General features: G+C 73.0%; 17 protein-coding genes. 16 read left to right on the forward strand and 1 reads right to left on the reverse strand.

Translation table 11 applies throughout. From position 1 onward, the window contains the following. Positions 1-16: 16 nt before the first annotated feature. From ACIRJT_RS03960 to ACIRJT_RS03995, 8 genes are all read left to right on the forward strand, one after another. The gene (locus ACIRJT_RS03960) at positions 17-1,162 is read left to right on the forward strand and encodes a hypothetical protein (protein ID WP_403904062.1); all 1,146 of its coding nucleotides are present in this window, start codon (positions 17-19) and stop codon (positions 1,160-1,162) included. Next, entirely contained in the window at positions 1,159-3,702 is a 2,544-nt protein-coding gene (locus ACIRJT_RS03965) for a hypothetical protein (RefSeq protein ID WP_403904064.1), read from the forward strand. Before ACIRJT_RS03960 ends, ACIRJT_RS03965 begins: the two co-directional genes overlap by 4 nt. Further along, complete coding sequence (locus ACIRJT_RS03970; protein WP_403904067.1) at positions 3,699-5,531, forward strand: hypothetical protein; 1,833 nt, start codon at positions 3,699-3,701, stop codon at positions 5,529-5,531. The genes ACIRJT_RS03965 and ACIRJT_RS03970 overlap by 4 nt, the downstream gene beginning before the upstream one ends. Beyond that, positions 5,524-7,455, forward strand: coding sequence for a TOMM precursor leader peptide-binding protein (locus ACIRJT_RS03975; protein ID WP_403904070.1), 1,932 nt, complete (start codon positions 5,524-5,526; stop codon positions 7,453-7,455). Before ACIRJT_RS03970 ends, ACIRJT_RS03975 begins: the two co-directional genes overlap by 8 nt. Positions 7,456-7,537: 82 nt before the next feature. After that, the gene (locus tag ACIRJT_RS03980; RefSeq protein ID WP_403904073.1) at positions 7,538-9,031 is read left to right on the forward strand and encodes a hypothetical protein; all 1,494 of its coding nucleotides are present in this window, start codon (positions 7,538-7,540) and stop codon (positions 9,029-9,031) included. 14 nt (positions 9,032-9,045) lie between these two features. Beyond that, complete coding sequence (locus ACIRJT_RS03985) at positions 9,046-10,071, forward strand: thiopeptide-type bacteriocin biosynthesis protein (RefSeq protein ID WP_403904075.1); 1,026 nt, start codon at positions 9,046-9,048, stop codon at positions 10,069-10,071. Next, positions 10,071-10,988: an ABC transporter ATP-binding protein gene (locus ACIRJT_RS03990; RefSeq protein WP_403904077.1), complete on the forward strand. Its 918-nt coding sequence runs from the start codon at positions 10,071-10,073 to the stop codon at positions 10,986-10,988. Before ACIRJT_RS03985 ends, ACIRJT_RS03990 begins: the two co-directional genes overlap by 1 nt. A 33-nt stretch (positions 10,989-11,021) precedes the next feature. Next, a complete protein-coding gene (locus tag ACIRJT_RS03995) occupies positions 11,022-11,762 on the forward strand; it encodes an ABC transporter permease (RefSeq protein WP_403904079.1) in 741 nt (246 codons plus the stop codon). A gap of 15 nt (positions 11,763-11,777) precedes the next feature. On the opposite strand, the gene ACIRJT_RS04000 is transcribed toward ACIRJT_RS03995, so the two are convergent. Beyond that, complete coding sequence (locus ACIRJT_RS04000) at positions 11,778-13,406, reverse strand: bifunctional 3-(3-hydroxy-phenyl)propionate/3-hydroxycinnamic acid hydroxylase (protein WP_403904081.1); 1,629 nt, start codon at positions 13,404-13,406, stop codon at positions 11,778-11,780. 240 nt (positions 13,407-13,646) lie between these two features. On the opposite strand from ACIRJT_RS04000, the gene ACIRJT_RS04005 reads away from it, so the two are divergent. From ACIRJT_RS04005 to ACIRJT_RS04040, 8 genes are all read left to right on the forward strand, one after another. Beyond that, complete coding sequence (locus tag ACIRJT_RS04005; protein ID WP_073740161.1) at positions 13,647-13,811, forward strand: thiazolylpeptide-type bacteriocin; 165 nt, start codon at positions 13,647-13,649, stop codon at positions 13,809-13,811. Between the two features lie 208 nt (positions 13,812-14,019). Next, the gene (locus tag ACIRJT_RS04010; RefSeq protein WP_073866433.1) at positions 14,020-14,184 is read left to right on the forward strand and encodes a thiazolylpeptide-type bacteriocin; all 165 of its coding nucleotides are present in this window, start codon (positions 14,020-14,022) and stop codon (positions 14,182-14,184) included. A 397-nt stretch (positions 14,185-14,581) separates the two neighbouring features. Beyond that, positions 14,582-14,746, forward strand: coding sequence for a thiopeptide-type bacteriocin (locus ACIRJT_RS04015; protein ID WP_403904085.1), 165 nt, complete (start codon positions 14,582-14,584; stop codon positions 14,744-14,746). A 237-nt stretch (positions 14,747-14,983) separates the two neighbouring features. After that, on the forward strand, positions 14,984-15,154 hold the full coding sequence (locus tag ACIRJT_RS04020) for a thiazolylpeptide-type bacteriocin (RefSeq protein WP_371625668.1): 171 nt from the start codon (positions 14,984-14,986) through the stop codon (positions 15,152-15,154). A gap of 115 nt (positions 15,155-15,269) precedes the next feature. After that, positions 15,270-16,916, forward strand: coding sequence for a class I adenylate-forming enzyme family protein (locus ACIRJT_RS04025; RefSeq protein ID WP_403904088.1), 1,647 nt, complete (start codon positions 15,270-15,272; stop codon positions 16,914-16,916). Beyond that, the gene (locus ACIRJT_RS04030) at positions 16,913-17,755 is read left to right on the forward strand and encodes a 2-amino-3,7-dideoxy-D-threo-hept-6-ulosonate synthase (RefSeq protein ID WP_403904091.1); all 843 of its coding nucleotides are present in this window, start codon (positions 16,913-16,915) and stop codon (positions 17,753-17,755) included. Before ACIRJT_RS04025 ends, ACIRJT_RS04030 begins: the two co-directional genes overlap by 4 nt. Beyond that, entirely contained in the window at positions 17,727-18,836 is a 1,110-nt protein-coding gene (locus ACIRJT_RS04035) for a 3-dehydroquinate synthase II family protein (RefSeq protein WP_403904094.1), read from the forward strand. Before ACIRJT_RS04030 ends, ACIRJT_RS04035 begins: the two co-directional genes overlap by 29 nt. Then, positions 18,826-20,034, forward strand: coding sequence for an FAD-dependent monooxygenase (locus tag ACIRJT_RS04040; protein WP_403904097.1), 1,209 nt, complete (start codon positions 18,826-18,828; stop codon positions 20,032-20,034). Before ACIRJT_RS04035 ends, ACIRJT_RS04040 begins: the two co-directional genes overlap by 11 nt. Positions 20,035-20,152: the final 118 nt, after the last annotated feature.

Raw genomic sequence — 20,152 nt, forward strand, 5'->3', positions numbered from 1 at the left:
TGAACGGGTACGCAGCGTGATCACAGACACAGCAGCCGCCGGTCCGGAGATGTCCGAGGCGGCGGGGGTACGGCTGTACTCCCGGGTGCCCATCACCCCTCGCTGGCTGGCGCGGACCGTGCTGCCGGTCAGTCACCGCCTCCGCGAGGACCGCCAAGCGGCCCTCCTCCACCTGCGGCGGGGCTGGCTGTATGGTCCGCACATCGACATCGTCGCCCGGAGCGTGCCCGGGCGGCCGGCGCTCGACTGGGCGGGGATCGCCGCCGCCCTCGACGCCGGCCCCGCCGAGGGCCCGACCGTGATGGACGAGGAGGCCTATCTCACCCAGGCCCGTGAGATGGGCCGGCTGGAAGGCGTCGCACCGCCCTATCTGCCGATGCGTGAGCACGGTGCCACGGAGACGCTGAGCTTCTCGTCGATCGAGACGTGGCCGCAGCCGCTCCAGGATCTGCGGGAAATGGCCCTGGACCAACTGGACCGGCCGCTGACCACCACGGTCCAGCAGCTGGCCGAGGAGCCGCGCGAGGCGCCGGTACGCCTCATGGAGGCGTTCATCGCGCTGGCCGCGGCGCACCAGTACGGAGCCGGGAACGGGGCGTTCTCGATGCGCTCGCACGCCGAGGCGTTCTTCGCCTGGGCGGCCGCCCGCAAGGACCCCCGCCCCGCCTTCGCCCAGCGGCTGGCAGCCGACGCCCCCCGCCTGCGGCCCGTAGTGGAGCGGGCGCTCTCCGGTACGCCCGACCACGGGACGGCGGCCTGGGCCCGTGCCTTCGCCTATTCCATGGGCGCCTTCGACGCCACGGTCGCCCAGGGAAGGCTGACGCTGGACGACATCGACGGTCTCGGCACCGGTTTCGACCTGGACACCATGGGCCCGCCCGGCGGGGACGGCCGCGTGAGCACCGAACCCAGTGCCTTCCACCGAACGATGGACGAATCCGGCGTCATCGCCTCGCCGCCGAAGTGGTTCGCCTCCTACCGGCTGCTCGTCAACCTCTTCTACCAGCAGCTGCCGCTGCTGGGCGTACCGCCCATGCACCGCTACTACTTCTGCTTCGCCGTCGCCGAACTGGTGGACGACGTCCTCGACTCGTCCTGGCAGGACAGGCTGGAGCAGACACGACAGGAGATGGCGCAGGCCACCGCCGGGGCGGCGGAATGAGCGACACCGCGGAGCCCCTGTGGATGCTGCGCCTCAACCCGCTGCGCCGTAGAAGGCTCGCGGACCCCGGCCTCCTGGCGGCGCTCCGCACGCTGGACGGGGCCACGACCGAGGTGCGCGAGCTGGCTGACCGGTGCTCCGACGCGCTCTACGAACTGATCGGCGCCACCACCGACCGGGACGAGCGCGGGCAGCTCATCGTGTTGCGCCGCGCCATCCACAACGACACCGCCCCGCGGCCGGCGCTGCTCGTCGACCACCCCCTGGTCGGCCGCTGGTGGGAGGCCCGGCAGCGGCGGGAGGCACTCGCCGCCGACGTGGTCGGCCACTACCCGCGGGCGGTGGACGCCGAGCGCGGGACGCTGGCCGGGCTGCTGGGCGACGAGAGCCTGCGGCACTCGATGACGCTGGTGGCACCGGAGGCGGCGGCCGGCGCGGGACGGTACGTGGCGGCCGTCGCCGCCACCGAGCCCGTTCCCACCCGGCTGCGCAAGTCCGAGCGCGGGCTGGTCCAGTACGTCACCCGGGCCATGATCCGCACCAGCCCGATGGCCCGCTTCACCGCCATCGGCCTGGCCGTCCCCGGACCGGACGGACCGGGCCCGGACGCCCCGGAGTTCGGGCGGGTGGTGCCCTTCCAGGGGCTGGACCGCGTCATGCTCGACTACGTACTGGGCGGGCTGCACACCTCGGGCGGCGACCTCACCCCCGACACCCTGCTCCAACTGCCGCCCACGTCCGACCTGTCGGCCCAAGGCGACCTCCTGTACTTCCTGCAGCCCGGAGCCGACGGCGGGGTGCGCCGCCTGTCGGCCAAGGTCTCCGGCGCGGTCGGACTGCTGGTGGCCGCCGTCGCCGTCGGCCCACGCCGCGCGGCCGACGTCGTCGCGGACTTCGCCGCACGCTCCGGCTGCACCCCCGAACTCGCCTGGCAGGCCCTGGCGCGTGCGGTGGGCGCCGGCATCCTGTGCACCCGCAGCCGCCCGGAGGACGGCGCGGCCGACTTCCCGGATCTGCTCGACCCCGCCGGTCTGACAGTTCCGGAGACGGCCCGGAGGCTGCTGGAGCAGACCGGTGCCGAACTGCGCGGGCTCGCCGACAACTCCGCCGACGAACGGCCCGAGGCGCTGCGCCGGCTGCGCGGCACACTGGCCGCGCTGAGCCGCGAGGCGGGACGGCCGGCGCAGATCCTCGTCGAGGAGGACGCCGTGCTGGAGGACGTCCGGGTGTCCACCGCCGACTGGCGGGGCCAGCTCGACGACCTCGCCGCCGGAGTGGCCCTGCTGTCCGTCTTCGACTGGATGCACGACATACGGGCGTTGCTGTCCGCCGTCTTCGTCGAGCGGTTCGGCGTCGGCGCCGAGGTCTCGCTCAGCGACCACGCGGACTACCTGAGCGCCGAGACCTACCGGCGTGCCTACCGACTCCCCGAGAAGGCGCCCCCCGGCGAACTGGGCCCGGCCGACCGCTCGCTGGACCGGCTGTACGCACTGCGGGCGAACGTCGTCGACACCGCGATCGCCGCCATCGACCGGGCGGTGGCCACCGACGAGGACGTCAGCTGGAGCGCCTGCCAGGCACTCGACCTGACCACGGGCCTGCCCGACCGCTTCCGGACCGGCGACCTCCGCTACGGCGTGCTGACCCAGACGTGGCAGCGGCAGTTCCTGTTCAACGAGGCCTACGCGGGCCACGGCATGCTCTACGGCAGGTTCCTCGGACCGGACCGCGCCCTCGGCGGGCGCGCCCTGCCCCACTTCCGCGAGCAGCTCCGCGCCCGCTACGCCGAGCAGGACGGGCGGCTGGTCGAGGACCCGGGCCTGCACCGGCTCAACGTCAACGCGCACCCGCCGGTGCTCCCGGACCGGCTGGGGCCCGACGACTGGTTCCGGCTGCGACTGCGCCACGACCCGGACACGGACGCGCTCGGCATCCTGGACCCCGACGGCCGCCCGCTGCACATGCTCTCGCTCGGCACCGGGCACCCGGAGAGGCTCCCGGCGCCGCTCCGGCTGGCCAACTGGCTGTACTCCGGCGGTGTGCTGCGCGAACCCTTCGTGGCGATCCACCACGCCGAGCGGCAGTGGGACGGCGACCGCACCCGGGCCTGCCCGCGTTTCCAGGTCGGCTCGGCCATGCTGGCCCGGCGCCGCTGGTACGGGGGCCGGGAGCTGGACGAGGCGGTGGCCGCGGGGCCCGCCGAGCACGACCGGCTGCTGGCGCTCGCCCGGTGGCGGAACCGGCACGGCGTGCCCGAGGAGGTCGTCCTGAAACCGCAGCCCGATGACGGCACCGGCGAGGGCCAGGCCGCCGGCGCGGGCCAAGCCACGGGCGAGGGCAGGAAGAAGAAGCCCCAGTACGTCGATCTGGCCGGCGCCCTCAGCGTGCGTGTGCTGCCCCGGATGGTGGAGCGGGGCGAGGCGGCCTACGTGGAGGAGGCACTGCCCCGGGTGGGGGACAGCCCGCACGCCCTGGAGTGGATCGTCGACATCGGCCGCGCTCCCGGCGGCCCCTTCCAGTACGGAGGAAAGACCCGATGACGCTACGCGCGCGCCCCCATCTCCACTATGCGCCGGTCTCGGAAGGGGTCTACTTCAACGGTCCCGGCACCCAGTTCGTGATCAGCGGCCCCCAACTGCTCTACCGGGTCGCCGACGTCTGTGTGCCGCTGCTGGAAGCGGGAACCACCGAGGACGAGCTGGTCACCGCCCTGGGCAGCGAGCGGGCCCGGCCCGTCGTCCGCCGGATCGTCGACGAGTTGCGGGCCCGCGGCCTCATGCTCGACGTGGACGCGCTGACCGTGCCCGAGCCGTCGGCCGAGATCCGGGCCCGCTACCCGGAGGCCCTGGCACACCTGGAGACGGAGTGCGCCGACCCGTACGCCGTCTTCCAGCGGCTGCGCACCACCGAGGTGCTGCTGTGCGGTCCGGCCGACGCCGTGCTGCCGGCGGCCCGCGGACTGCACCGGGCCGGCATCACCGGTCTCACGCTGGCCACCCCGGACCCCGACGCCGCCGCTGCCACCGCCTCCCGGCTGGGAATGCGGCTGCTGCCGCTCAGCGACTCCGCGTCGCTTCCGGACCCCGGGGACCTGCCCGTGCCGCCGGACGCCGCCCTCTACTGCCCCGGCGCGGACGACGGCGTGACCCCGCGGGCGCTGACCCCGCGGGCGCTGACCGCGCTGCTGCCCGCGGGGGCGCCGGTGGTCCCGGTGCGCTGGGACGGACTCGTCGCGGCCGTCGGTCCTGTCTCTCCCGGTGGTGCGTCGCTTCCCGGCTCGGCCGCGCTTGTCCGCAGGGCCGCACGCTGGGCCGTGGACGAAGCGACCGCCCCCGTCCCCCACCCCACGGCCGCGGCACTGGCCGGGGCGCTCGCGGGACAGCTGCTGTTCGACACACTCGCGGGCATCGCGCCGCCCGGCGAAGCGCATGTCCTCCACGGTGAGGAACTGACGGCGGACCGTGTGAGCCTCACGGCCCCCGGCCCCGCCGCCGGCGAAGCCGCCGAGCGGCGCTTCCTGACAGCCGCGCCCGAGGCCGGCGCCGAACCCGTACCGCCGCCCACCCCCGACGAGGCCGTCGAGGCGGTGACCGCGCTCACCGGACGCTGGACCGGCCCCTTCGCCCTGTTGGGCGGCGAGGAACTGCCCCAGATGCCCCTGGCCCTGCGGGAGATGGCCGACCGCGACGGCGGCGCCGGCTCCGTGGTCGCCTGGGCCGAGGAGCAGCGGACGGCGACGGTCGCGGTCGCCCTCGCCGCTCTCCGGGCGGCCTGCCCGTCCCCGGGCGCCGCCGCCGCTGGGCTCACCGAGGAGCACTGGCTGCTGGACGGCGCGCTGCGGCTGATGGCCGATGAAGCCGTGCCCTACGCGACCAGGGCCGTGGGGGCCGTGGAGGCGCGCTCGGTGCCGCTGCTGCGCATGCTGGAGGAAGAGGGCATGCCGGACCCGGCGGTGACCTTGCTGCGCCACCCCGGCCTGGACTGGACGTTGGCGGAGGTAGGGACCTCCGGCGGCCCGCAGCCGTGGACCGGACGGAGCTGGGGCCGTGACGACACGGAGGCGGTGCACCGCGCGCTGGCCACCGCGCTGGCCCGGCACCAGACCCACGGGGTGCTCGGCGCGGGCCCCCTGGCCGAAGGCGTGCACACCGACGCCCTGCTGTTCGCCGATCCCTCGGCGCAGGCCGCGCTGCGCAAGCAGATCGCGGAGTCGGCCGCGGCCGCCGGGCTCCGCTACGAGGGCACCCCGCGGCGACCGGACCCGGTGACCGGCGCGTTGCCCCTGTGGTCGGGGGCCGTCCGGGCCGTCGCCCTCGCCGGAGAGCCGCAGATGGTGGATGAGAGCGCCGAGGAGACCGCCCATGGCTGAGACCGCGACCACCGTGGCCTGCGCACCCGCCCTGTCCGACGCCGCCGGCACCGACTGGCGTGCCGTGCTGGAGCCGCTGGGCGCCGCCGGGGACGGCACTGTCGGCGCCAACCTCGGCTGGGACCTGGACTGGGAACGCGAGCGGCTGCGGTCCGCCGGCGGGCGTGAGCATCTGTCCGTCCGCGTCTACGGCGACGAGGTGCTGGTCGGCCCCCGCTGGGTGCCGGGGACGGACTCCGGCTGCGCGGGCTGCGCCGAGCTGCGCTCCCGGCTGGTGATCGACCACCCCCTGACCGACGACCTGACCCGGCCCACCTCGCGGGTCGCTCCGCGCCGCCCGTTCCTTCCCGAGCTCACCCGTGCGGCGCTGGCACGGCTGGCCGTCCGCCCGCTGGAGCCCGGTGAGTTGTACGCGGTGGGGGCGCGGGGGACGCGGACGCACCGCATACCCCGCCACTTCGCCTGTCCGCTGTGTGCGCCGGAGATCCCCGACCGGCCGGTGGGGAGTCCGCCGCAGCCCTTGGCCCTGCAACCACGCCCGGCCGCCGCGGACAATCCGGGCCGGGCCGAGGCCGGGACCGCACTGGTGCGGCCCGGAGCACTGCGCTCACGACTGGTGGACCCACGCTTCGGACCGGTCCTCGCGCAGCAGCGGGAGCTGCTGGCCCCCTTTGCCATGAGCATGGCGCTCCAGCCCGACGCGGTGGCCCTCGGCTACGCCCGCGAGACGACCTTCGCCAAGGCGGACCCGATCGCCATCCTGGAGGTGTACGAGCGGCTGTCGGGCTTCCCGCACCAGGCGCCGCTGGTCGAGGGAGTGTCGTACGCCGAACTCGTCCGCACCGCGGACGGAGCGGAGCTGGCGGTGCGGCCCGCCGCGTTCGGCGAGTACACCGAGGAACAGGCGGCGCGTCCCACCGCGCGGATCGAGCGGGTGACGGACGAGACGCCGATGGACTGGGCGTGGGGGCACGATCTGGCGGACGGCCGCCCCCGGCTCGTCCCCGCCGAACTCGCGTTCTTCCAGTACGACTACCGCTACGGACGGGAGCAGCGGGCGGCACGCAGGCACGGCGCCGCACCGCGCCGGCACCTCTACCAGGAGTCCTCCAGCGGCTGCGCGGTCGGCTCCTGCCTGGAGGAGGCGGCGCTGTACTCGCTGCTGGAACTCGCCGAGCGCGACGCCTTCCTGATCAGCTTCCACCGGGCCCTTCCGCTGCCGGAGATCACCCACTCCTCGATCACCGATCCGGTCGCCCGGGGGCTGCTGGCGACGGCCGCCTCGCGCGGCTTCCGGGTCCATCTGCTGCGCGCCACCCAGGACATCGACGTCCCGGTGGTCTGGGCGATGGCGGTCAACACGCGCGCTCCCTTCCCCGCCACGTTCTCCGCCGCGGGCTCCGGCATCGACCCGGTCTCCGCGGTCCGCGGGGCGCTGTGGGAGGTGGTCCAGATGGCGACCGAGCGCATGACCTGGGAACGCTCCGAGGCCGAACCGATGCTGGCCGACCCCTGGCTGGTCGACGAGATGGACGACCATCTGCGGCTCTACGCGCTGCCCGAGATGAAGGAGCGGGTCACGTCCGTTCTGGGCGGGCCGCGCATGAGCCTGGCGGAGGCGTTCGCGGGCTGGCCGGACCGGCTGGAACAGGTCGCCGGGGGCGATGTGCGCGGGGCGCTGGACTACGTCCGGGGGAGGTACGCCGCGGCCGGCCTGGACCGGATCGTCCTGGTGGACTCCACCACGCGGGACCACGCCGACATCGGCCTGGCCGCCGCCAAGGCCGTGGTGCCGGGCATCGTCCCCATGTGCTTCGGCCAGGCCCAGCAACGCGTGGCCGGGCTGCCGCGACTGGAGGCCGCACTGGTCGGAACCCCCTCCGGCGAGCTGTCGCCGCCCTACGACCCGCACGCCTTCCCCTGATTCGCGGACGGCCCACAGGCCCAGCAGGAGCGGCGAAGTCGCGCCGATGTTCACCGAACCACCGAGGCATACGGAGTTCCCCATGACAGATACCAGCGACCGGGGCGGCCCTGAGTCACCGATCCCGGACGATGCCGATGTCATGTCCCGCGACATGCGGTGGTTCACCTACGCGACGGGGCTCGGCGTGCGGGTGGAGGCGGAGGCCGTCCCCGAGCCCCGCCCGGACACCGAGGTCGCGCCGGCGCTCCCGGAGGCGGCGCTCGGCGACCGGACGCCCTTGCCCCGGGGCACGGCCGAGCTGCTGGAGCGGGCGCCCTATCCGCACGGCCGGGTCGGCTCCCCGCGCGAGGCGCGCGAGAGCGCCGACGCCCTCGGGCACGCCTTGGTCGCGGGCTTCGGGCTGCAACGGCGGGAGCCGGAGAACCCGTTCAACGACCACCGCCCCTATCCCTCGGTGCGGGCGAAGTTTCCCGTCCAGGTGCTCGTCAGGGACGGCCGTCACCGCCGGGTGCTCGACCTCTACCGGCATGCGCTGACCGGCGTGGGACGCCAGGACGGGGCGGCCGGTCCGCTGGAGGTGGCGCTGGCCGGGAGGTACACCCGGCTGCCCGACTCCTACCGGTGGTTCCGCAGCTCCCTGATCGGTCTCGAACTGGGTGTCAACCTGCGCCAGTTGTGTCTGGGAATGGAGCTGTTCGGCCTGTCCGGAAGGCTGCGGCTGCCGGACCGGAACGCGTCGGGCCTGCTGACGGACTTCGGCCTGACGCCCGAGTCGGAATGGTCCCTGCCGTTGACGGTGGCCCTGGAGGACGGCGGGCCGCCCGTCGCCGCGGCCCCGGCGGAGCGGGCTGCCGACCCGGTCCTCGGCGGGATCCTGACCGTCAACCGCGCCCAGGACTTCACGGGTTCGGCCGCCCCGCTCGGTCCGTCCGTCCCGGCCGGTCTGCCCCGGGACGGAGCGCTGTCCTGGGCGGAGGTGCTGTGGCGCCGCAGCGCGGGACGGATGCCGCGCGGCATGTACGGCATGACCGGCCGTCGACGACCGGTACCCGAGCGGACCCTGCGCGAGGCTGTCAGCTGGCTGAGCGTCCCGCCCCCCGGCCCGCACCTGGCCGCCGCCTGGGAGGAGTTGCGCCTGACCGCCGTGTTCCAGGGCATCGAAGGGCACGCCGACGGAGTCTGGCACCTGAGGGACGGGCGCCCGACGCTGCACCAGGCCCGTCCCGGTGCCGCGGCCGAACTGGAAGAACACTACGGCTACCCCGTCACCCCGTACGCCGGGGGCGACGTCCGGCACGCGAGTGCGGTGTGGTTCCTCTCCGCGCACCCACGACGGCTCGTGGACCGGCTGGGCCCCGGCGGGTTCACCGCCGCCCAGTACGCGGCGGGCTGGGCGGCCCAGGGCATTTCGCTGGCCGCCGCGGCCACCGGTCTGTACGCGAGGCCCGCGCGCGCCTTCCAGGAAGTCCCGACGAGGCAACTCCTCGGCCTGGACCCCGACGAGATGGTCGTCTGCGCCGCCATCACCGGGACCCCGCGCTTCGAGGGGCTGTTGTGCGATCTACGCCTGTGACGAGGGAGCAGAAGTTGACGGACACATCCGAGACCGCGCGCGCCGAGGGTGGCGGCGTCGGCCCTGGCGGACCCGACACCGAGTGGCGGACCTGGCATCTGCATGTACCGAGCGGCGACCGAAGCGCACACGACCGGGTGGTGGTCGAGGCGGTCGGGCCGGTGCTGCACACCCTGCCGGGCCGCCCGTGGTTCTTCCTGCGCTACTGGCACGGCGGGCCCCATATCCGCCTGCGTGTGGGAGATCTGACGGACGAGCAAGCAGCGTCGGCCGAGCGACTCCTCGCCGAGCGCCTCGTGGACGCCGGGCGGCTGCGGGAGGGCGAGACGGCGATGGACCCGGCGGACTACGCGCGGACCGCCGCCTCCATGACCACGGCCGGGGACCAGCCCTCCCACCAGGAGGTCACCGGCATGCTGGCGCCCGGTGTCCACCGCTTCGCCTACCACCCGGAGTACGAGCGGTACGGTGGCCGGGAGCTGATGCCCCAGAGCGAGCGGCTCTTCGAACTCTCCAGCAGGCTGGTTCTCTCCTTCCTCCGGCGCGGACCCTCCGCCGGGGCCCGTGCCCTGCTGGCCCTGCGCGCCACCGTCTGCGCCGGGCGGGCGCTCGGCGACGACCCCGCCGAAGAGGCGGCCTTCTACGATCACGGACTGCGCGCCTGGCGTACGTGGGCGGTCGGCTACGGCTACACGGAGCGACAGCTCGACGAGCTGTACCGCGCCGCCCGGCCGACCGACGAGCTGCGGGCCAAGGCGACAGGGGGAGACACCACGGGCCCGCTGGCGCCGTGGCAGGCGGCACTCACCGGACTGTCGGACCGGATACGGCGGGAGACCCCGCTCCACCCGGCACAGGTCACCGTCTCCCACGTCCATATGCTGCACAACCGCCTCGGCCTGCGGGCGGTTGAGGAATACCAGACCTATGCCCGGCTGGCGAGGCTCTTCCCCGTCCGGTCGGCCCCCGAAGGGGCGTCCCCTTCCGACCACTCCGGACCTGCGCAGAGCGGCGCGGTCCTGTCAACCGAGGAGCACTGATGAGCACCAGCCCCACCACCGCCACCGCCCGCGCAGGGGCTCCCCCCACACCGGCCGTCATCGCCCGCGCCATCGGCGTCACCCGGCACTACGGGGACACCGTCGCTCTGGACAACGTGGACTTCACCGTGCGGGAGGGCGAGTTCATCGGCCTGCTCGGGCCGAACGGCGCCGGCAAGACGACGCTGCTCAACTCCCTTCTGGGGCTGCGCAAGCCGACCTCCGGACGGATCGAGCTGTTCGGAGGCGCCCCCACCAACCCCGCCAACCGACAGGCCATCGGCGTCACCCCGCAGGAGAGCGGCGTACCCCCCACGCTGCGGGTGGCCGAGGCCGTGGACTTCGTCGCCGCGCACTTCAAGGAAGCCGAGGACCGGGACGAGCTGCTGGAGCGGTTCGACCTGACCAAGGAGGCCCGCCGCCAGACCGGCGGACTCTCCGGCGGCCAGAAGCGCCGCCTGGCGCTCGCCCTGGCGTTCGTCGGACGCCCGCGCCTGGTCATCCTGGACGAGCCGACCACCGGTCTGGACGTGGAGTCCCGGCGGATGTTGTGGGACCGCATCCGCGAGTTCCACGAGGGCGGTGGCACGGTCCTGCTCACCACGCACTATCTGGAGGAGATCGAGGCCCTGGCGAAGCGGGTGGTGGTGATCGCCCAGGGCCGCATCCGGGCGGACGACAACGTGGGCGCCATCCGGGGGATGGCCCATATGCACCGGGTGTCCATGGTCGCCGGCCCGCTGCCGGACCTGCCGGGTGTCATCAGCGAGGAGCGGACGGAGGAGCGGGTCGAGCTGATGACCCACGACGCCGACCAGCTGGTCCGGGCGCTGGTGCGTCAGGGCGTGGAGTTCTCGGGCCTCGCCGTCCAGCAGGCCACGCTCGAAGAAGCCTTCCTGGTGATCTCCCAGTCCTGATCCACCGCACCTCCCACGAAAGTGCTTGAGGCCATGTCATCACTGACCCTTGTCCATGCCCGCTACCAGCTGGTCGAGCTCAGCCGCATCCCCATGGCGATCATCGGCGCGGCCTTCTTCCCGGCCGCCTCGCTGATCTTCTTCGTGGTGCCCAACACCAAGGACGACCCTGCCGGGGCCACCCTCGCCACTGCCTCGATGGTGGTCTTCGCGGCGATGATCAGCAATCTCTTCGGCCACGGCACCGGTGTGGCCGAAGACCGCTCCCAGCCCTGGGACCCCTACACCCGCACCCTTCCGATCGGCCCGGCGGTGCGGTTCGGCAGCCGCATCATCACCGGTCTCGCGATGATGCTGTTCTCGATGTTCCCGGTCGTGCTCGTGGCGGCGTTCTTCACCCCCGCCACCATCTCGCCGGTCCGCTTCCTGCTGGCGATCGGCGTGGTGATCATCATCTCCGTGCCGTTCACCATGATGGGGCTGGCGATCGGCTACCTGCTCTCCACCAAGGCGGCGATAGCCACCGTCCAGCTCGTCTTCCTGCCGCTGGCCTTCGCGGGAGGCCTGTTGGGCGGTCCGGGCGAGGCGCCCGGATTCATCGAGACGATCGCCCCGTTCGTCCCGACGCGGGGCTCGGCCGAGCTGATGTGGGCGACCGTCGGCGACTACGACGTCAACCCGGTCGCCATCGTGTCGCTCGTGGTCTGGACCGCAGGACTGGCCGCCCTCGCCTTCTACGCCTACCAGCGTGACGAGGGACGCCGCTACCACTGAGCCCCGACGGGCCGCTCAGGCGGACCCGGCGGCTGCGCCCGGCCCCCGGGTGGCCGGACGCAGCCGCCGCCGGAAGTCCGTGATCAGCGCGGCGAGCCCGTCCGCGTCGGAGGCAGCGCCGAACAGATAGCGGTCGGGCCGGATCAGGACCGCCCCGGCCGGCAACGATTCCAGCCAGGGCAGCCAGCGGCCGTCGGCGTCCAGCACCGTGTCCGGCCCGGGAGCCGAACCGGCGTCGGCGCGCAGCACGGTCACCACCCGGCCGTGTACCAGCCGCAGGGTCTCCAGCGCGGCGGGGGACAGAGTGTCCGCGAGGTTCTCGCGGCACAGCAGTACGAAGCCGGGGCCGAGCACGGAGTCGGCCGGGCCCGGGCCCTCGGGGCCGGTCAGCCGGGCCCGGCCGGTGAGTTCACCGGCCGGGGATCCGCCGTCGGCGAGGAATCCCCTGGCCAGGTGTTCGCCCAGCGGGCCGGAGGGCCGGGCCGGGCCGGAGGCGCGGGCGGTCATCGCCCGGTCCCTGTCGGCTGCCGCGGCCGGGTCGGTCACGCAGATCAGGCGTCCGAGCCGCACCGACAGGTCGATCGCGTGCTGAACGTGGGCGCGGCGCTCCTGCTCGTAGCTGTCGAGGAGAGCCTCCCCGGCCCCGCCGCCCAACACCAGGTCGAGCTTCCAGGCGAGGTTCGCGGCATCCCGGAAGCCGGAGCACATGCCCTGGCCGGCGAACGGCGGCATCTGATGGGCCGCGTCGCCGGCCAGCAGCACCCGCCCACGTCGCCAGCGCTCGGCGTTGCGGGCCCGGAAGGTATAGGTGGCGTGGCGGGTCAGTGTGGCGTTGTCCGGCCTCGCGGAGAACATCGACAGCAGCCGCCAGGCGTTCTCCTCGGTGCCGAACTCCGCCCGGTCCTCCCCGGGCATCCGCATGAACTCCCAGCGCCGGCGGCCCGGTCCGCAGGAGACGGCCACCCGGGGCCGCGCGGGATCGGCGATCTGGAGGTTGGACGGCGGGAAGTCCTCCGGGCGGTCCGGCACCACATCGCAGGCCAGCCAGTCCAGGGCGAAGCCGGAGTCGGCCCAGCCGACGCCCAGGGAGCGCCGCACGAAGCTGCCCGCACCGTCGCAGCCCACCACCCAGGAGGCGGCGAAGGTCCGCCGCTCGCCGCTGCGTTCGTCCTCGGCGACCAGCTCGGCGCCGGAGCCGGATTCGGTCAGCTCCACGGCACGCAGGCCGCGGTGCACGCGGAGCGTGGGCAGTTCCTCGCCGCGAGCCGCGAGCGCGGCCTCCAGCCCCGGCTGGTAGACGGAGGTGGAGTCCGGCCGGCCCGGCCCGTCCGAGCCGCCCAGACCGATCCGCAGGAGCTGCCGTCCGGCGGCATCGCTGACCACGTAGTCCTGCGAGGGCTCGGTGATGTCCCCGATCCGGCCGGTGACGCCGACGGCGTCGAGCGTCCGGGCGGCCTCGGCGTCGAACGCCACCGCTCGCGGCAGACTGTACGGTTTTGGATGGCGCTCGACGACGACTACCCGCCACCCGCACTGGGCCAGCAGGATGGCCAGAACCTGCCCCACCGGCCCGTAGCCGACGACCAGGACATCGGTCGCCGGAAAGCCGGGGCTCCGGCGGTGTGACCCAGATATCCCGTTCATGCTTCTCCTGTCCTGAATACCCGGTGTTCGGTCCGCACGGGTCCAGTCGTGATAATCGAGGCTCAGCGTACCGATTCATCAAAGCGACATTTGCGCCCCTTCGAGCGGCTACCAGGCAGAGGCTGATGACAAATGTCAGCGCCGCTTCGCGAGAGATTGCCAGCGCCGGAAGTGACCGAAATTATCCAAGGTGCCACTTCTACCGAATGGCAGTCTTAATCAAGAAGGGAAATCAAGTCAATGAGCATGGCCATTGAGGCGATGAACGCGGATGCCCTGTTCGACTCCTTCGACATCGAGGAGTTGGACACCATGGAGGTCGCCGACGGCGTCGCCCTGCCCGAGATGGGCGCCTCGACCGGCAACACCATGTGCTGCTCCTCGTCGTCCTCCTCCTGCTGCTGACGTAGCGGCACCAGCTGTCCGCGCGACGGGTCGCCCTACGGCGGACAGCGCCACGGAGAAGAAACGCATACTCGGCAGGCGGTTACCCGGCAGGAATTGATGACAAATATCAGCTCCAGGTCAAGGGTAATTGCGTGCCGCGAACCGGTTGTAAATCGTGCACCGCCGGTCTCGCGGCCGGCGGCCAGAGCTTGGAGGTACACCCAAGATGAGCAAGATCATGGAAACCATGGACGTGGACGCGATGTTCGACTCCTTCGACATCGAGGAGCTGGGCACCATGGAGCTCGCGGACGGCGTCGCCCTGCCCGAGATGGGCGCCTCGAAGGGCGACTTCACCTGCTGCTCGTCGTCCTCTTCCTCCTGCTGCTGAGGTAGGGACACCGGCTGTCTGCGCGACGGGTCTCCCGACGCGCAGACAGCGCCACCGACGAGCTGTGAGCATCGGCGGAGGCCGTCTTGTTTCCGGCGGGGAACGCTGACAAATGTCAGCGCCCGGTCACGGGTCATTGCGTGCCGGGTACCGGTTGGAAATCGTAGGCACCGCCGGTCTCGTGAGCTGGTCCGCTCGTTCTCGTTCTCATCCTGCCGCCGACCCGGCGGCAGCAGGCACCACCCGCGCAACAGGCTTTCGGCAGGCGACTGTCCGGCGGGAATCGCTGATCACGTTCAGCGCCGGCCCAGAGGGCGATCGTGTGCCGGTAGCGCTGGGACATCACACGCACCGCCGGTCTCCTGGCCGGCGGGCCAGAGCTTGGGGGTACACGGAGATGAGCAAGATCATGGAGACCATGGACGTGGACGCGATGTTCGAGTCCTTCGACATCGAGGAGCTGGAGACGATGGAGATCTCGGACGGCGTCGCGCTGCCCGAGATGGGCGCCTCCTACCTGGGCGCCCCCGCCTGCTGCTCCTCGTCTTCCTCCTGCTGCTGAGGTAGGGACACCAACTGCTGAGGTAGGGACACCGGCTGTCTGCGCGACGGGTCTCCCGACGCGCAGACAGCGCCACCGACGAGCTGTGAGCATCGGCGGAGGCCGTCTTGTTTCCGGCGGGAAGCTGACACATGTCAGCGCCCGGTCACGGGTCATCGCGTGCCGGGCACCGGTGGGAAATCACACGCACCGCCGGTCTCCCGGCCGGCGGGCCAAGAGCTTGGGGGTACACACAAGATGAGATCGACCCTGGAGACCATGGACGCGGACGCGATGTTCGACTCCTTCGACATCGAGGAGCTGAACACGATGGAGATCGCGGACGGCGTCGCGCTGCCGGAGATGGCCGCGTCGAGCCTGCCCGTCACCTGCTGTTCCTCCTCCTCGTCCTCCTGCTGCTGCTGCTGAACCCGCGGCGCAGTGCCGCCTGCGCGGCGGGCACACCGCCCACCGCGCAGGCGGAACCACCGGGTGGTCCGCCCAGCGGAGGGCGGGCCCGGCGCCCGGCCCCGAACGGATGGTCGTGACATTCCCGATTGATGTGCCCGACTCCTGGGCCGGACATGAGCACTACACGCGGCGCGTGCTGTGGCGGCTGGCCCGTCAACCTTCCCTGCCCACCCTGTACTTCCGGGGCCGGTGGCTGGACGGCGCGGCGCTGGCCGACGCGGTACGCGCGACCGCGGTGGGCCTGAGGCGGGCCGGACTGGTCCCCGGTGGCACGGTGGCCGTGCTCACCGAGCCCAACCATCCCGCGATGCTGATCGGCCGCTACGCCGCCCACCTCCTGGGTGCGGGGGTCGTCCAGGTGCGCTCGGCCAACCCCCGCTCGGACGCTTTCCCACTGCCCGCCGCCACCCAGGCGCGGATCCTCGACGCCACCGGCACGTCCGTGATCCTCGTCGACGCCCCCCATCTGGAACGCGCGCGCGCCCTGTTGTCGCTGACCGAGGGCAGCCCCCGCCTGGTGGGCCACGGAGTCGGTGGAGCCGACTGCCCCGACGCACTGTCCTTCCGGGACGAGCCGCTGGGAGAACTCCCCGCCCATTCCCCCGACCGCCGCGCCCTGGTGGCCTTCACCAGCGGCAGCAGCGGTGCGCCGAAGAGCATCGATCAGACCTTCGGGGTCTGGGACAGCACCGTCCGGTCCGCGGCGAGCGGCGAGCCGGACGAGCGGCGGGTGTTCCTCGCCGTGACGCCCCTCAGCCACACCATCGGCGCCATGGCGGACTCGGTGCTGGCCGCCGGCGGCCAGGTCCTCCTGCACCAGGACTTCGACGCCCCCGAGGTGCTGCGGGCCCTCGCGGACCACGGCGTCACCGACACCTATCTGGCCGTTCCGCACCTGTACCGGCTCACGGAACTGCTGGCCGACACACCGGGCCACGAGCAGGGCTCCGGCCCGGTCCCCGTCGGGGACGCCCTGTGGTCGCTGCGCCGCGTCGTCTACAGCGGCACCCCCGCCGCACCGCACCGGATCGCCGAGGCCCTGCGGGTGTTCGGCCCGGTGCTCGTCCAGCTGTACGGCACCACCGAGGCCGGGGGCATCAGCAATCTGAGCCCGTTCGACCACCTGGAACCCGAACTCCTGGGCAGCGTGGGGCGGCCGCTGCCCTGGGTGGAGGTGGAGATGCGCGAGCCCGGCACCGGCCGCCCGGTGCCGCGCGGGGAGGACGGGGAGATCTGGGTACGCGCCTCCACGGTCATGGACGGCTACCCGGACGAACCCGAACTGACCGCCCGCGTCCTGCGGGACGGCTGGCTGGACACCGGCGACCTCGGCCACTGGGACCGCTACGGCTATCTGCGGCTGACCGGCCGCAGCGGACAGGTCATCAAGTCCGGTGGCCTGAAGATCTACCCCGCCGCGGTGGAGCGGGCGCTGCTCTCCCACCCGGCGGTACGGCATGCGGCCGTCCACGGCGTACGGGATCCGGACCGGACCGAGTACGTCCACGCGGCCGTCGTGTTCAGGGCGGGCCGGACCTCCTCCGCGGAGGAACTGCGCACCCACGTCGGCGAACGGCTCTCCACCCTGCACGCCCCCGCCGAGATCACGTTCTGGGACTCGATGCCGCTCAACGAGCGCGGCAAGCCCGATCTGGCCTGTCTGCGCTCCGGTAACGGCCGGCAGGCGTACGACGGTGCACCGCCGAAGGGAACTCCATGACCACACACCAGCACTTCGGCCGCGCTGTGCGGCTGCGCCGGCTGTTCCACCACGACCCCCAGCGGCTGATGATCGTCCCGCTCGACCACTCGCTCAGCGACGGCCCGGTGGTGCCGCGCGGCAGCAGCATCGACCGGCTCACCGGGCAGCTCGCCGGAGCCGGGGTGGACGCGATCGTGGTGCACAAGGGCAGCGTCCGCCACATCGACCACTCCCGGCTGGCCTCGATGTCCCTGATCCTGCATCTGAACGCCAGTACCGCGCACGCGCCGGACCCGGACGCCAAGCACCTGGTCACCGGGGTGGAGGCGGCGCTGCGCCTGGGCGCGGACGCGGTGAGCGTGCACATCAACATGGGGTCGCGGGAAGAGGCGCGGCAACTGGCCGACCTCGGAGCGGTGGCCGACCGGTGCGACCGCTGGAACCTTCCGCTGCTGGCGATGATGTATCCGCGGGGCCCGAAGATCACCGACCCCGCCGACCCCGAACTGGTCGCCCACGCCGTCACCCTCGCGGCCGACCTGGGCGCCGACCTGGTGAAGGCCCCCTGCCTGCGCACGCGGGCGGAGATGCGGGACCTCACCGCGGCCTGCCCGATCCCGCTGATCTGCGCGGGCGGCCCGCAGCGCGACACGGAGGACGAGGTGCTGGCCTTCGCCCGTGAGGCCGTGGCGGGCGGCGCGGCCGGAGTCGCGATGGGCAGAAACATCTTCCGGTCCCCCGACCCCGGGGCGATGGCCGCCCGGGTGGCTGGAGTCGTCCACAACCGCTCCGGGGGCACGCTCGGTCACATCGAGGAAGGGCACGGCAGTGAGCTCAGAGAAACTGTGCTGGCTTGACATCCGTTCGGCCGGCAAGGCCCGGCAGGCCATCGTGGAGGAGGCGCTGCACCAGCGGATCGACGGCATAGTCGCCGCCGACCCGGCCGATCTGGAGGGGCTGCCGCCGACCGTCACCAAGGTGCTGATGCCTCCGCCGGGCAAGCGGCCCGCGAGCTACGGCTCCGCCGGGGTCGTCATCCTCGCCGGGGACGCCTCCGCCCGGGCGGAGGCCGCCGGGGCCGCCCCCGACGTGGAGTTCGGGCGGCTGGTGGAGATCACCGACGCCGAGAGCCTGGACGCGGCCATCGAGGCGGCCCGCACCGAACGCTGGAGCGTGCTGGAGTTCCGGGACCCGACCAAGATCCCGCTGGAGATCGTGATCGCCGCAGCCGCCGACGCCGACGGCGCCATCATCACCATGGCGAAGAACACCGAGGAGGCCGCTGTCATCTTCGGCTGCCTCCAACTCGGCTCCGACGGCGTGCTGATGCCCGGCCGGAGTGTGGGCGACGCCACCGCGCTCAAGGCGACCGCGGCCGGCGGCACCGGCGAGCTGCTCCTCGTGGAGCTGGAGGTCACCGCCGTGGCCCACATCGGCATGGGTGAGCGTGCCTGCGTGGACACGTGCTCCTATCTGGGCAAGGACGAGGGCATCCTGGTCGGCTCGCACTCCAAGGGCATGATCCTGTGCGTCAGCGAGACCCATCCCCTGCCGTACATGCCCACCCGCCCCTTCCGGGTCAACGCGGGCGCCATCCACTCGTACACCCTCGCCGACGAGGGGCGCACCCGCTACCTCAGCGAACTGAGGGCCGGGAGCAAGGTGATGGCGGTGGACACCAAGGGCCGGTCCCGGACGGTCGCGGTGGGGCGGGTCAAGATCGAGACGCGTCCGCTGATCTCCATCGACGCGGTGGCGGCCGGCGGCCAGGAGGTCAATCTGATCCTCCAGGACGACTGGCACGTCCGGGTACTGGGACCGGGGGACGCCGTGCTGAACAGCACCGAACTCCGCCCCGGGGACCGGGTGCTGGGGCACCTGCCGACCGCCGACCGTCATGTGGGCTACCCGATCGACGAGTTCTGCCATGAGCAGTAGCGCCCCGGCGCCGGACATCGCGGTGATCGGCGCGGGCATCGGCGGCCTCACCCTGGCCGCCGCACTGGCGCGGCTGGGCATCGGCTGCCGGGTCTTCGAACGTGCCGAGCAGCCTGTCGAGGCCGGCGCCGGGGTGCAGCTGGCGCCGAACGCGGTTCGGCTGCTCCGCCGTCTGGGGCTCTCCGATTCCCTGCGGCAGTACGGCGTCCGCCCGCTCTCCCGCGATCTGCTGCGCTGGGACGACGGGCGGACGCTGGCCCGGACCGAGCTCGGTGAGGAGTGCGAGAAACGGTTCGGCGCGCCGTACGTCACCGTGCACCGGGCGGACCTGCACCGGGCCCTGCGTGACCTGGCCGGTGCGGTGGTGCGGACCGGTCACCGGCTGACCGGGCTGACGGAGGAGTCCGGCGCCGTCGTGCTGCGCTTCGCCGACGGTTCGGAGCGCCGTGCGGAACTGGTGGTCGGTGCGGACGGCATCCGCTCGGTGGTACGGGAGCATCTCGCCGCCGACGCCCCGGTCTTCTCCGGCCGACGGATCTACCGGGGGCTGGTGCCGGTGGAGCGGGTGCCGGAGCTGGCCGCCGAGCCCCGCGTCCGGGTATGGCTGGGACCTGGCCGGCACTGCGTCTGCTACCCGGTCTCCGGCGGCCGGCTGATCAGCTTCGCGGCCACCACGGGCGGTACCGCCCTCCCGGGCGAATCCTGGACCGCCATCGGCGACCAGGCCGAGGTGGCCGAGGCCTACCGGGACTGGCACCCCACGGTCACCCGGCTGCTCGGGGCGGGCGGCGGCATCGGCTGCTGGGCGCTGCACGATCGCGAGCCGCTGGCACGCTGGTCCTCCGACGCCCTCACGCTGCTCGGCGACGCGGCGCACCCGATGCTGCCGTTCGCCGCGCAGGGCGCCAATCAGGCCATCGAGGACGCCTTCGCGCTGGCGGCGACGCTGGCGATGTCGCGCGGTGACCTTCCGGAGGCGCTCCGTCGCTATCAGGAGCAGCGAATCCCGCGTACCCAGCGCCTGCAGCAGTCGGCCCGGTCCACGGCGGTCAGTTCCCACCTGCCGGACGGACCGCTCCAGCGGGCGCGCGACGCGGAGCTGGCCCGGGGGCCGGAGCCGGACGGGCTGCGCTGGGTGTACGGCCATGACGCCCTGGCCGCCGCGGCACGGTGGACGACGGAGCGGCAGCAGGCGTGAGCGAGCGGGCCCCGCGCCGCGCGACGACCGGCAGTCATCCGCGTACGGGGCCACCCGGCCCGCTCACGGATCGGGCACGCCCGAACGGTTCCGTCCGGGGCCGGAAAGGGTACATATC

Origin of the sequence: Streptomyces sp. NPDC102283, assembly GCF_044766265.1 — a bacterium.
Classification (GTDB): Bacteria; Actinomycetota; Actinomycetes; order Streptomycetales; family Streptomycetaceae; genus Streptomyces.